Raw genomic sequence first — 12,948 nt, forward strand, 5'->3', positions numbered from 1 at the left:
TCGAGGCCGAGAAGCTCACCGACGACGATGTCCGGAGTATGCCGTGACCGGAGAGCGAACCGGCGGCGTTTTCCGCGAGACGACCGCGGAGCCGCGCACCCGGGCTGTGCCGCTCGCGCATGTGTCCCTGGAACTGGGCCACTTCGCCACGGAGGACTTCAAGGCCGGTCCGGAGCGGCTGCGCGCGCATTTCGCGCGGATCCGCCCGTGGGCCGACGCGGCGCGCGCGGTCGCCGCCGCCGGCGCGCGCAGGCCACGCGTCAGCACCTGCTTGCTGGTGGACGATTACCGCGCCGACCTCTCGCCCCCCGCCGCATTGCTTCCCGTCCTCATCGCCGAGGCCGGACGCGCCGGGCTCGTCATCGACTACCTGGCACGCGAGTCCGGCTGCGCCGTCGCGGACGGCGTGCGTGTCGCCGAAGAGGTCGAGGCCCGCCTCGTCGAGTCGCCGCCGCCCGGCAGCGACGGTTCCCGGCCGCCGGTCGGTCAGACCGGTTGGCTCGCCAACGGCCGCCGAACACCCGGCGTGCGGACGGTGGAGGCGATGGCCGACGCGCCCGGCTGGCGGCCGCCTGCCGAGACCGCCACCCGGCGGCACTCGATTTTTGTCGACGCGGAGCTCTGGGACGAAGAACCCGGCGCCAGGCGCCGCTGGTCGTGCGCGTTCCTGGCCGCGGTCTGGCAGTTGGCCCGGCTCGGCCTTCTGCGCCACTTCGGCGACCCCGTGCTCCAGCCTGTGCCGTGGACGGTGGGCGCGGACTTCCCAGGCGACTGGGACACGCTGCCGCCGCTGATCCGGATCAATCCGTCCGCCGCGCCCTTCTCCGCCTATCGCACCTGCTCCGTCCTGCCGTCCCGGCTCCTGCCGGTCGAGCATGCGGTGCGGGTCGTCCTCGACCAGGTGGACGTCGAGCCGCGGGCTCTCCACCAAGTCGCCGCCCGTGCCCTCGACGAGGGGCTTCCGGTACCCGAAGAGATCTCCGACCGCATCTCCTACGTCTTCCATGAGGGGCCCTGATGGCCGTCGTCCAGGACACCGGCGAGGTCACGGAGCAGAGCGATGAGCCGGTTCTGCTCATAGGTGAGGTGCGCACCTGCCTGTTGCCGCACTCCCAGGCGATGACCACGCGCGGTGCGGCCGACCTGTTGCGGCTGCGGGCAGGTGAGCAGGTCCGGCGTTCCGAAAGGCCCAACTCCTACGTCCGGTCGCCTCCCTTGCTGACCGGCGTGGACTGCCACCTGCCAACCGCCTCCGGCGGCAAGGTCCGCGCCGTCGGCACCGTCACCGCCCACGCCACCCTCACCGAGGGACGGCTGCTCCAGTCCGGCGCCTACTGTGCGGTCACCGCCCACGGCCCGCGCTCACGCCGCCGCTGGGGCCACTATCTGGCTCGTCCCGGCGTGGTCGAGCCGTTCGGCACGCTCTCCGAGCGGGACGTCGCCGACGGAAGTCTGGGCGAGGACCGCCGCCCCGGCGAGCTCGCCCTGGGAGCGATCGTCGACCGTACGCTCAGCCGGGTCCTGCGGGACCGGGCACTCGACCAGCGGCCGCCCTTCACGTCGCAGGCCACTGCGCTGCGTTGGGTGGGGCTGCGGGCCCCTGACGGTGAGGGTGCGTCTCTGACCAGCTTCACCCTGGCCGGGGACGGATGTCGAACGGCGGAACTCCGATTGCCGGCGGGAACCGCGGCAGAGGCTGCCGCCGGACTCTGCCACGACCTCTCCTTGCACGACTGGCTGCTCACGAGCCTCGTCAGAGTGGTCGAGCTCAGCCGGCTCGGTTCCACCGACGGACGGGACTCGCTGGCGGCGCTGAGACCCGCCGTCGATCACCTGATACATCTGTGGCTGCCTGGTTCACGCGTGGCGTCGGCCCTCCTGCCGCTCTGGGAGGCGCTGGAGCGGCACCCCGGATTCACCAGGCAGTGGTCGATCCTGGTGCAACGGATCCGCGACCAGCTTGCCCTGCAGACCGCTGTCCACCTGCTGCCCTGACCGCCCACGGAGGAGGGGTGCGGACGAGCGGTATCCCCCCGGAGGAGACCACGACCCCATGGCCGAATCGTCGAACACCACAGCGTCTTCCGCCCAGCACCGCTCGTCGTCGCCGGACGAGGTGACCGGTGCGGTCCGCGGTGCGACGACCGCCGGGACAGCCGCCCCGGCCGTCGTGCGGGACTTCGCCCGTGCGGAGAACCTACGGCTCACCGCACTGGTGGAGAGCCTCAGTGCGAAGCTCGTCGACTGCGAGGGCGAGGACCACGACTGGATGGTCGCCCTCACCGACCGCGCCGACCTGACCATCGAGGCCACCAGCACCTCGGTCGCCAGCGACCGCTGGTCGAGCGACCCCGGCCGGCGGTACCTGCGGGCGCAGCGCGACGCGGTCGACCGGGGTGTGCGGATCCGGCGGCTGTTCGTCATCGGAGAACCGGGAGACCACACCCCTGAGCTGCACCAGCTCTGCGACGACCAGCAGAGCCTCGGCATAGAGGTGCGGGTACTGGCCCGCACTGAACTGCCGTCCGTCGCCGGCACGGTCGAGATCCGCGATCGCGTCGTCTTCGACGAGGCGCTCTCCTACGAGATCGTCTCCGACCCGCGCCCAGACAACGCCGGCGCGACCATCGACCTGCGCTCGCAACGGGTCTCCCAGCACGTCCGGCAGTTCAGGACGCTCTGGGAGGCCGGCCGGTGACGCGCGCGGCGGCGGACGTACGGCGGGCGGTCGAGGGCGATCTGGCGGCCATCGCGGCTCTGGAGGCATGCGCGTTCCCCGGCCTCAGCTATCCGTACTTCGTCCTGCGCCAGCTCTTCGACGTCCACAGCCACCTGATGCTCGTCACCGCCGGTGCCGAAGGACTCCGTGGGTACGTGCTCCTGGCCGGCGACGGAGGCGGACAGTCGTGGCTCCTGTCGCTCGCGGTCCATCGCTCCCACCGCCGTCAGGGCCACGGGCGTCGCCTGCTCGACGCCGTGCTGGGCCTGGCGGACGACCGGGGGCTCGGGGCGGTCCGGCTGAGCGTGGAGCCGGACAACCACCCCGCTCTGCGGCTGTACCACGCAGCGGGCTTCTGCCTCGTCGAGCGGCGCCCTGGCTACCTGGGGTCGGGCCACGACCGGCTGCTGATGGCCCGTGAGGCGCCCCGCCGGACCCCGTGCTCACCCGGCGGGTAGCCGGGCTGTCACCGTCGCGCACAGCGCCCGCGCCCGGGAGTCGGCGTAGCCTTGCAGGATGCCGATCGCCTCCCTCCGGAGCGACGCCGCCGACGACGGATCGCCGGTCGCGTCCATGGCCGCGGCGAGGTTCTCCAGCGCGCCGGCCACCCGCCACCCGTCGCCGAGTTCCCGGAACTCCGTGACGGCCATGCGGTGGAACTGCACGGCCTCCTGCGTCCGGTCCAGCGCCTGGTACGCCAGCCCGGTCATGTCGAGCGCCGTGCCCTCCATCGCCTGGTCGCCCAGGAGCCGGCCGATCGACGCGGCTCGCTGGAGTGCGGCCAGTCCGTCCTCCGCCCTGCCCGCGGACAGGCAGATCCGCCCGAACTCGGTTTCGCACTGGCCCTGGTAGATGACGTTGCGGGTCTCGTACGCCATGTGGAGGGCCTGGCCGATGTGCCGCTCCGCGTCGGCCAGCAGGCCGGTCTCCCGGTCGATCGTCGCCTCGACCCACAGGCATTCCGATCGGGCGCCGGGACTCTCCCCGTCGTGCAGCTCCCGCAGGGTCGCCGCCACGCACGCGCGGGCCTCGTCGTGGGAGCCGATGTCGACAAGCGCCTCGGCCTGGCCGATGAGCCCCCAGACGATCCACAGTCGCAGCCGCAGACCCCGCGAGATGTCCAGTGCCTCCTGGTACGCATCCAGGGCTTCGTCGAGTCGGCGCCCGAGGCGCAGCGCGTGCCCCAGCATGACCAGGGCGGCGATGGTCTGCCACGCGTCGTCCACCTCCCGGGCGGCGACCAGCGCGGCGCGGCTGTGCTCGACGGCGTCCGCGACGCGATGGGCCTGCCGATGCGCGATGCTCATGCCGAGGCGGGTCACGGCTTGCCCGAGGAGGTCGCCGGATCGCTGAGCGGCCAGCAGCGCCTGGTCGGCCATCGGCAGCCAGCCCTGCACGGGGTGCCGGTCCAGGAAGGGCGTACGCAGCAGGGCCGGGAGCTTCCAGGCCACCTCATGGAGGCCGGCCTCGGCTGCCGTCCTGCTCACCGCCACGAGGTTGTCGGTCTCGACGGTGAACCAGGCCATGGCCCGTTCGTAGTCCGAGACGTCCGGGAGCCCCGGCAGGTCGGCGCGCGCAGGGTGCACGTGCCAGTCGTCGGCGTACTGCGCGTCGTGCACCGCGGCGGCCGCTGCCATCGCCTCCATGTACCACTCGCACAGACGTCGCACCGCGGCTTCGCGGGCTTCCGGTGTCTCGTCGTTCACCGCCTGCTCGAAGGCGAACGCCCTGAGCAGATCGTGGAACTGGAAGCGGTCATAGGCCGAGGCGGAGATCAGGTGGGTGCCGGCCAGGGAGTCCAGCAGCCGCCGCGCGGCGACGGTGGAGACACCCGACAGGGCCGCGGCGGCGTGGACCGAGAAGTCCGGCCCGGGATGCAGCCCCAGCAGCCGGAACATCCGGGCGGCCTCGCTGCCCAAGGCGCGATATGACCAGGCGAAGACGGTGTGCACCGCGTCGCCGTCGTCCTCCTCGTCCGCCGACAGGGCTATCCAGAGGGAGGACTCGTCCTGCAGATCCCTGATCAGCTCGCCGAGCGGCATGTGCGGCCGGGCCGCCGCCCGTTCCGCCGCGATGCGCAGCGCCAGGGGGAGACGCGCACACAGACGGGCCAGCTGGATCAGTTCGGGCTCGGGGTCCGGCCCGCGGTGCCCTCGGGTGCTGTCCCGCAGCAGCCGGACGGCTTCGTCCTCGGCGAGGACATCGAGGTCCAGCCGGTGCGCGCCGTCCCGGGCCACCAGCCCGGACAACCGGTCCCGGCTCGTCACCAGCACCATGCAGGAGGCCGTCCCGGGCAGCAGGAGACGCACTTGGCGCACCGCCGCGGCGTTGTCGAGCACGATGAGCATGCGGCGCCCGGCCAGCAGCGACCGGTAGAGCGCGGCTTTGTCCTCGGGGTCGTCGGGAATCGCTCCCGGAGCGACCCCCAGTGCGCGCAGGAACCGCTCGAGCGCCTGATCCGCGGTGACCGGCGGTCCCGCGTCGTAACCGCGGAGGTTGACGTGCAACTGGCCGTCGGGGAAGCGGTCCTTGACGCGGTGCGCCCAGTGTGTCGCGAGGGAGGTCTTGCCGACGCCCGCGGTCCCGGCGATCGTCGAGATCACGACGGTCTGCGAGCCCTCGGCGCCACCGGCCAGGATGCCGTCGAGGCTGTCGAGCGCCGCCGCCCGCCCGACGAATCCCCTCACGTCCGCGGGGAGTTGCCGTGGACTCGGCCCGAAGGCCGGGTCCGCGTGGTGGAAGTGGATCCCCCCGGTGACGTCGCGCGCCTGGACCACGTCCCCGGCGCTCCCGGACAACTCGGAGCGTGTCGTCCCTGACCGGTCGGAACCGCGATCGTCCCGCCCTTCGGTGCCCCCCATCGGCACGGCCTCTCGGTCGCATGCTGCTGACCACCGCCCATGCGGCGCCCTCCTCCCAGTCAACCAGCTCTCGCGCCTGCCGGCGGCCGACTGGACAGCATTCGGCGAGCCGTCGGTCTGGCTCCGGTTCTGGCCACCCCCTAGTCTGGGGTGGTGGCTGTCTCAGCGGAACCTGAGGTCGTCGTCGTCGGATGCGGGGTGGCGGGGCTGACGACCGCGCTGGTCCTGGCCGAGGAGGGACGAGCGGTCACCGTCGTCTCCGACCGCGGGCCCCAGCGCACGACGTCCGCGGTCGCCGGAGCACTCTGGGGGCCGTACGTCTTCGACGATCCCCGGGTGCTGGAGTGGAGCCTGCACAGTCTGCCGGACCTGGCAGCAGTCGCTGCGGACCCGCGATCGGGTGTCCGCGTCACCCACGGGGTCGAGGCCTCGCGTGAGCCGGCGGAGCCTCCCGCCTGGCTGCGGTCGATGGACGGGTTCGCCACCTGTGGCCGGTCCGAACTGCCACCGGGCTTCGGATGGGGATGGACCTATCGGGCCCCGGTGTTCGACATGCCCGTATACCTGGACTACCTGCAGGGCCGCCTGGCCGCGTCCGGTGTCACCGTGCGGCTGCTGGACAGCCCGCTCCGCGACCTGGAGGAGGTGCAGGGCATCGCGCCGCTGGTCGTCAACTGCACCGGACTCGGAGCCAGGGACCTGGTGGACGATCAGGACGTGACAGCCAGTTGGGGCCAGTTGGTGGTCACCGAGAATCCGGGGATCGAGGGATTCTTCTCGGACTACCCGGAAAGCGAGGACCCGACGTACTGGATCGCCCACCCCGACCACGTCGTGCTGGGCGGGATGGTCCGACCCGGCAGGAGCGACCTGAGGCCGGACCCCGAGGGCGCCGCGCGGATGGTCGCGCGCTGCGCAGCCGTCCTGCCCGCACTCGGCCGGGCCGAAGTCAGGGACGTCCGGGTCGGACTGCGGCCCGCGCGACCGCGTGTACGGCTGGAGCGCGGCAGCCACCACGGCGCTGCGGTGGTCCACAACTACGGTCACGGGGGGTCAGGCGTCACGCTGTCGTGGGGTTGCGCACGGCAGGTCCAGTCCCTGGTCGGTTGAGGAGAGGAGTGCCGTGGCCCTGTCCCTGCCGTTGGACGCCGAGCGCTATCATCCGGACCCGCGCGAGCCCGTGGACCGCTGGTTCCAGGCGGCGAGCGCCTCCAACGTCCGTACGACGACGGCGGTCGTCGCCGACCTCGTGGGTCCTTCCTGCGGCGCCGTCGTCGATCCCTTCGCGGGCGGGGGCAGCTCCGCAGCGGCGGCCCGGCTGATGGGCCTGCCCTTCTTCGGGATCGAGATCGACCCCGTCCTGGCCTGCGTCAGCATGGCCAAGAGCCGGGCCACCGTCCGCCATGCCCGGATGCTCCAGGGCCTGCCGCCGATCCGCGATCTCGACAGCCTGCACCCGGTGCTGGCGATGCTTTCCACGTGCGGTGGCGCCGACGAGGTGACCGTCGCGTCGTGCCTGGCGGTCGTGCTGGCCCTGAGGGCCTCGCGCGGCGCCCCTCTCGGGTACGTGGAGGTCGCCGACGATCTCGCGCGACGGCCGCCCTCCGCCGCGGCCGGCCGGTTGGTCTGCGCCGACGCGACGGCGTCGGAGGGCTGGCGCGACCTGTCGGTCCCGCAGGAGCACGCCGTGCTGTACACCTCGCCGCAGTTCGGGCGACGGTCGCCGCTGCTGGGTGCGCCGGCGGGGCTGACCGTCGCCGCGCGTGGCATCCTCACCACAGCCGGGACCGACCACGACCGGGCTGCTGCCCCGCAGGATGCCGGGTTCGCCGGAACCACGGTGGCCATGCTGCGTCAGGCGGCCTCGCGGATGCGGCGTGCGACGGTCGTCATCGAGCACGAGCCCGACGACGAGGGTCACGACGCGACGCAGGAGGTGCTGGAACAGGCCGCCGCGGCCCTGCCGGGAAGGGTGCACGGCGCACGGGTCATCGCCTGCGGACAGTTCACCTGGCGCGGACCGCTGTCCCTCATCGTCTTCGATCTGCGCTGAGGATGCGATGACGTCCTCGACGGTCGGCGGTTGGCCCCGCCCGCGTTTGAGGCCATGCCGGCCACAAGGCCCGGCATCCCCCAGGAGGACCCATGAATGAGCAGCTCACCGTCCTGGTCACGGGGACGGCCGCGGTGCCGCACGATGCTCGCCGCCTGATCGCCGACCGTGGATTCGCACTGCGGGAGATCGCCGACGACCACGTGAGCGCGGAGGACCTCCATGGGGCGCTGGACGGCGTCGCCGGGTACCTCATCGGCGGATACGAGGAGCCGGAGGCCGCGCACTTCGAACGCGCCGCGGCTCTGGAAGCCGTCGCGTTCGTCGGCACCGACTTCCAGAGCTACGTGCCGGGCTGGCGCCGCGCACACGACCTGGGGATAGCCCTCGCGAACACCCCGGGCGAGAACGCGGCCTCCGTCGCGGAGTTCACCCTGCTGCTCGCGCTGACCCTGGCTCGTCCGTTCACCGCTTCCCTCCTGCACGCCCGGGATGCCGCGGCTGACCCGGTCGTGGCAGTGCCGCCGCCCGAGGGCCGCGAACTCGGCGGTCGCACCCTGGGCGTCATCGGGGCAGGCAGGATCGGGGCGCGCGTCGCCAGGTGCGCTCAGGCATTGGGCATGCGGGTGTTGTACACATCCCCGCGGCGCAACCGGGCGCTGGAGGCCGCTACGGGCATCGCGTACACGGACCTGCGCGGCATCCTCTCCCAGTCCGACGTGATCACCCTGCACCGCCCGGGGCCCACCCCGGACGAACCGGCGACTCTCGGCAGAGAGGAGTTGGCGATCTGCAAGGACGGCGCCCTGCTGGTGAACACCGGGCATCACGGTCTCGTCGATCCTCTGGCGCTCGCCTGGGCCATCGAGCACAGGAACCTGCGGGCGGCGTTCGACGGTCTCGGACCCGGCGACGCGTGGGCCGCACTCACGGCGTTCGGCCCGGAACGCTTCCTCGCCGTCCCCCAGATGGGCTTCCTCACCCGGGACGCGGGGCTGCGCGCCGGCCTGCGCGCCGCCTCCGCCGTGTGCGACGTGCTCTCCGGAGCCAGCTCACCCGACGTCACCAACCCCGGTTTCCGCGAACGTCGGGAAGCCGTGCGGCGCGGCGGCGAGTGAGGCCCAGGGGCTGAGCGAAGTCGAGGGGGCGAGCGAAGCCGGGAGGGCGGGACATACGAACCGGACGCGTTCAGCAGGGCGCGAACGGCTTGGTCTGAAAGTGCCGGGCCGCCCCCGCATCCGGGCGGCCTTCGCGGCCCAGCGGCAAGGACCTCGCGTACGCCCTGTGCAGCCACCGGTCGTGGCCGTCCCAGCGCGGCACGAACGTCGAACGGCCGTGGACGACGCGCGCGTTGTCGAGGATCAGCAGGTCTCCGGGGCGCAGGCGCACCGTTTCGGTGACCGCGTCCAGCGCCGCGGACAGCGCCCCCAGGGCGCGGCGCGCCGCGGGATCCCCCGGCTCCAGTAGATCGCGGTCGAAGGAGAGCCGGGGATCGGCGGGAGCACCCTCGACGACCATGACGTGGGCCTGCGGGCTCGATCCGTCCGCGTGACGGAAGGCCAGATCCGTGCCGCATGCCATACGGGTGCTGCGCAGGATGTCCCGATCGGTGGCGCCGAGCAGAGGCAGCGCGGCTCTGGCCGCGGCCACGGTCGTCCCGGCAGCGCCGTCGTGGTCCGGTCGTGAGCACGCGAGCAGCAGGAAATCGGGCCGCCACCGGTGGTAGAGCATTTCTGAATGCAGGGTCAGCGGAACCGCCGAGCTCTGCGCCGACAGCGGATGAGCGTGCGGCGACGGATAGACATCCTGCAGAAGGCTGCCCGCGTGCAGTTCGCGGTACGCGGTGGGGACGCCCACGGCCGTGCAGATCGCCAGGAGCCAGCCCTCCATGGACAGCAGCGGCCGCTCGGCCGGGGCGGGCCTGCTGTCCGGTGTGTTCGGCAGTGCGTCAGGAGTGTGTGGCAGATCCGTCACCTGCAGATAACCGTAGCCGTCCCGTCCCTCCCTCAGCGCCGCCAGCCGCTCCAGAAGCGGGCTCGGCAGTCGGGCGGCCACGTCCGCCGCCGAGCGGACGAACGCAGTGACGTCGCGACGCGGCACCGCGGGCAGAGCCGTCAGCAGGTCGACGAGACCGTCGTGCCATTCACGGCATGACACGTGTGCGGAAGGCCAGGTGTCCACGGCCCGTCACGCGCCTGTTCGAGGCGCCAGGGCGTCGTAGAAACGGCAGCGGGCATCGAGCGCCGCGCCGACCCCGTACAGGATGTCGGCCCGGTGGGAGGGGACTTCCGCCGCTGCGTCGATCAGGGACTCGAGGAGTTCGGTGTGGCGGGTGTCGGCCTTCATGTTCTCGGTGAAGTACGCGAGGTCCGCCGCCGGGAATTGTGAGCGCACGGCGTCCTCCAGCGGCCGGAATTCGGCGAGCGACAGGTATTCGTTCGCGTAGCAGAAGGCCCCGACGCCGCGCCAGGCGCTCGATGTCGTCAGTTCGCGCTGCGTCCTGAGGAACTCGAGTGTCCCCTCGGTCGGCGGACGATCCAGCCGGTCCTTCGCGACACCCATGGACACGAGCAGGTTGTCCAGCAGCACGGCGTGGGCCTGGTCGGGGTCCCCCTCGCCGAACTCCTCCCACAGGTTCTCGGCCAGGACGGTCCTCATGCGGAAGTCGTCGGAGCACGAGATGAGCAGTCCGATGGACCGCGGAAAGGCATAGGAGACGTGGCGCTCCTGCAGCCCCCAGGCGACGAGCTGCTCCGGCCCGGCCTCACCCGAGGTCACCAGGGCGAGGAACGGGTGCCGCAGCACCCGGTGTTGATCCACGAAGTTGCGCAGATGCTGCGACGTTGCACCCATGGTTCCCCCTCCGCACAATCCGATCGGCTCAGCCTGGTGTGGGCGGCGTCTCCGTCTCGGGAGCCCGTGGCGGCGCAGGCGGCGCGGGGGAGTTGAAGGTCACACCGGAGAAATCCCGACCTTGCACCACGTGCCCGTACTGGTTGCCGCCGCTGACCGTGTTGTGGACGTCGCCGTCGCCGGTCCGTATGTGTTTCGCCTGTTCATGCCACTGCCGCAGGTCTGTGGAGAACTCCGGGTCCGCCGCGGCGCGCATCGCCAGCACGTCGCGCAAGGCACGTGCGCGCACGGTATCCCCGGGCTCCTCCGCAAGCCTCATCAGCTCCGTCTCCCCGGTGCCTGCGGTCGGGGACTGCGCGGACTCGCCGTGGTGTTGCCCGAAGGGCCGGCGCACCAGCGAGGTGAGCCCCGCCCATGCCTGGCGCCCGAGCGCTCCGCCGGCGCCGCCCGCCAACTCCGCGAGCAGTGTCGCCGACACCGGATCCACGCCCCCACCGCCCTCGGCACGTCCTGCCCCACCAGGACTGGACACGTTACCGGCCTGATGGTGCCTCAGGGCGGACAAGTACGGGATTGGCGCATTCTGGGCGCTCCGTCCTGCGGCGGTCCCCAGCACCACGTCCTTGGCGGCTGTCGCCGGCCGGACGTGCGGCCTGGGTGGTCGACGCTCCCCGCGATCGGTCCGTCGGTCGCCAAGCGGGCCGGTCGGCCGTCCGCCCGGCGCGGACGCCGGCGCCCTCCACCAGCCCTTTGTACGGCAGGGACCGGGCGGAGCGGCGGCAGGAAATGCCATATTGACAGGTGCATGACGATCGGTGATTCTGTACTGCCGCCCCAAGTTCCTCACACGGCCCAGGGCCGGCGTATCGAGCATCCTGATCCCCCTCACGAAGGAGCCAGCATGCGCAGATTCCTGACAGGCCTCGCCACCGTCGCGGTAGCGGCGGCGACCCTTGCCGCTCCCGCCGTGCCGGCGGGCGCGGTGGCCGCATCGGGACTGTCCTTCCGCCCTCTGCACTACAACATCAACGGCTACAACTGGGGCGGGTACGCCGCCCAGGGGAGCGGCTTCACCTCGGTCTCGGCGACCTGGACCGAAGCGAACGCGACCTGCAACTCCACCAACGACCTCTACGCCCCCTGGGTCGGCATCGACGGGTACGGCTCGTCCACCGTGGAGCAGACCGGGGTGGCGACCGACTGCTCCAGCGGCAGGGCCGTGCACCAGGCCTGGTACGAGATGTACCCGGCGAACCCGGTCTACCTGAGCACCGGCTCGTACCCCGTCTCGGCCGGCGACCGCATAACCGCCTCGGTGACCTACGCCGGAAGCAGCAAGTACACCCTGAAGCTCACCGACTCCTCGCGTGGCTGGACCTACACCACGACCAAGTCCCTGTCCTCCCAGCGGGCCAGCGCCGAGGTCATCATCGAGTCACCGACCGGGGCGTACCCGAACTTCGGCACCCTCAACTTCACCTCGGCCACGGTCAACGGCAACTCCCTCGGAACCTACGGCCCGGTCGCGCTCGACCCGTCGAACGGCGCCTACGAGGCCCGGACGAGCGCGCTCGGCTCCGGCGGCACCAGCTTCAGCGAGACGTACCTGCGGGAGTAGCCGCACCGGCGCTGGGGCGCTCGCCCGCCCCAGCGCACCCGGGCCCGTGCGGCCCGGGTCGGCTCACGCAGATCGGCTCCGGGGCCCGCGCCGGTCGCCGGTTCACGTCACGGCGTCGAAGCCGGCGGCCGGCCGGCCCCGGCCCTCCCGCCCGGAGCCGGGCCGCTGAGGAAGGACGCCCGCCGCGGCTGTTCCTGTTCCTGCTCCGCGGTCGCGGACTGCTTGTACCGTGAGTGGCTGACCGAGCAGCCCCCGAGGGCGCCCGCCGATTCGCAAGAGGTAGTCGTGGACTCTCAGACCGTCGACCTTTTCGCCCGGCCCCGCTACTGGCTGATGTACGCGCTCCCCTGGCCGGAGCGCGGCGCCTCCGGCGGCATGGCCGAGGCCGCCCACGTGATCGCGCCCCCGACCGTCGACCGGCGCACGCGCGGGGCCATGTCCGGGCATGCGGCCGACATGCTCGACTACGTCGAGCTGTACGCGCGCGAGCACGACGGCCAGCGGCTCATCTGGTTCACCGACGTGACACGGTGGCTGGAGTGGGAGAAAGGCCGCAGTTGGGCCGACCTCGGAGTGGACTGGCAGCAGGCGCTGGGCGGTTTGCAGGGGCAGCCCCTACTCGGGCTGTACATGACGATCAGTCAGCGCGCCCACTTCCACCTCATCAACACCGCCGAGGTGTTCGAGCTGCACAGCCTCGACGGAACGTCGGAGATCCTCACCGACGAGGAGCGGGCCGCCGTCCGGGCGGACTTCACCCGCAAGCTGGACTCCGACTGGCCCCGGTACATACGCGACATGATCGCCCTCGGCCGCCTCCACGTCAGCTGACCGGCGGCACCGG

The 12,948-nt window shown here is 72.1% G+C and carries 13 protein-coding genes; 9 read left to right on the plus strand and 4 right to left on the minus strand.

The window, feature by feature from the left end; genetic code table 11:
- Nucleotides 1-43: 43 nt before the first annotated feature.
- Genes V2S66_RS13810 through V2S66_RS13825 form a run of 4 tightly spaced genes read left to right on the plus strand, consistent with a single transcriptional unit; the run spans nt 44 to nt 3,177 of the window.
- Complete coding sequence (locus V2S66_RS13810) at nt 44-1,018, plus strand: SCO2522 family protein (RefSeq protein WP_330795121.1); 975 nt, start codon at nt 44-46, stop codon at nt 1,016-1,018.
- On the plus strand, nt 1,018-1,995 hold the full coding sequence (locus V2S66_RS13815; RefSeq protein ID WP_330795122.1) for an SCO2521 family protein: 978 nt from the start codon (nt 1,018-1,020) through the stop codon (nt 1,993-1,995). The genes V2S66_RS13810 and V2S66_RS13815 overlap by 1 nt, the downstream gene beginning before the upstream one ends.
- Before the next feature lie 58 nt (nt 1,996-2,053).
- Nucleotides 2,054-2,698 (plus strand): DUF6879 family protein, encoded by a 645-nt coding sequence (locus V2S66_RS13820; protein ID WP_330795124.1) that lies wholly within the window; start codon nt 2,054-2,056, stop codon nt 2,696-2,698.
- Complete coding sequence (locus V2S66_RS13825; protein ID WP_330795126.1) at nt 2,695-3,177, plus strand: GNAT family N-acetyltransferase; 483 nt, start codon at nt 2,695-2,697, stop codon at nt 3,175-3,177. Before V2S66_RS13820 ends, V2S66_RS13825 begins: the two co-directional genes overlap by 4 nt.
- Here the strand turns inward: V2S66_RS13825 and V2S66_RS13830 are convergent.
- Nucleotides 3,163-5,517: an ATP-binding protein gene (locus V2S66_RS13830; protein WP_330795127.1), complete on the minus strand. Its 2,355-nt coding sequence runs from the start codon at nt 5,515-5,517 to the stop codon at nt 3,163-3,165. The genes V2S66_RS13825 and V2S66_RS13830 overlap by 15 nt on opposite strands.
- A 216-nt stretch (nt 5,518-5,733) precedes the next feature.
- Between V2S66_RS13830 and V2S66_RS13835 the strand changes: the two genes are divergently transcribed.
- The 3 genes from V2S66_RS13835 (at nt 5,734) to V2S66_RS13845 (ending at nt 8,751) form a co-directional block, all read left to right on the plus strand.
- Complete coding sequence (locus V2S66_RS13835; RefSeq protein WP_330795129.1) at nt 5,734-6,690, plus strand: FAD-dependent oxidoreductase; 957 nt, start codon at nt 5,734-5,736, stop codon at nt 6,688-6,690.
- Nucleotides 6,691-6,703: 13 nt separating this feature from the next.
- Nucleotides 6,704-7,633, plus strand: a complete 930-nt coding sequence (locus V2S66_RS13840) for a hypothetical protein (protein WP_330795131.1) — start codon at nt 6,704-6,706, stop codon at nt 7,631-7,633.
- 92 nt (nt 7,634-7,725) lie between these two features.
- Nucleotides 7,726-8,751: an NAD(P)-dependent oxidoreductase gene (locus V2S66_RS13845; protein WP_330795133.1), complete on the plus strand. Its 1,026-nt coding sequence runs from the start codon at nt 7,726-7,728 to the stop codon at nt 8,749-8,751.
- 70 nt (nt 8,752-8,821) lie between these two features.
- On the opposite strand, the gene V2S66_RS13850 is transcribed toward V2S66_RS13845, so the two are convergent.
- Genes V2S66_RS13850 through V2S66_RS13860 form a run of 3 tightly spaced genes read right to left on the minus strand, consistent with a single transcriptional unit; the run spans nt 8,822 to nt 10,973 of the window.
- Entirely contained in the window at nt 8,822-9,814 is a 993-nt protein-coding gene (locus tag V2S66_RS13850) for a TauD/TfdA family dioxygenase (RefSeq protein ID WP_330795135.1), read from the minus strand.
- A 6-nt stretch (nt 9,815-9,820) separates the two neighbouring features.
- Entirely contained in the window at nt 9,821-10,486 is a 666-nt protein-coding gene (locus V2S66_RS13855; protein ID WP_330795137.1) for a TenA family transcriptional regulator, read from the minus strand.
- A 28-nt stretch (nt 10,487-10,514) separates the two neighbouring features.
- A complete protein-coding gene (locus V2S66_RS13860; RefSeq protein ID WP_330795139.1) occupies nt 10,515-10,973 on the minus strand; it encodes a hypothetical protein in 459 nt (152 codons plus the stop codon).
- A gap of 414 nt (nt 10,974-11,387) precedes the next feature.
- Between V2S66_RS13860 and V2S66_RS13865 the strand changes: the two genes are divergently transcribed.
- Nucleotides 11,388-12,104, plus strand: a complete 717-nt coding sequence (locus V2S66_RS13865; RefSeq protein ID WP_330795141.1) for a G1 family glutamic endopeptidase — start codon at nt 11,388-11,390, stop codon at nt 12,102-12,104.
- A gap of 285 nt (nt 12,105-12,389) precedes the next feature.
- Nucleotides 12,390-12,935: a hypothetical protein gene (locus V2S66_RS13870; protein ID WP_330795143.1), complete on the plus strand. Its 546-nt coding sequence runs from the start codon at nt 12,390-12,392 to the stop codon at nt 12,933-12,935.
- Nucleotides 12,936-12,948: the final 13 nt, after the last annotated feature.

The sequence above is a fragment of the Actinacidiphila polyblastidii genome (assembly GCF_036353415.1).
GTDB classification, from domain to species: Bacteria; Actinomycetota; Actinomycetes; order Streptomycetales; family Streptomycetaceae; genus Actinacidiphila; species Actinacidiphila polyblastidii.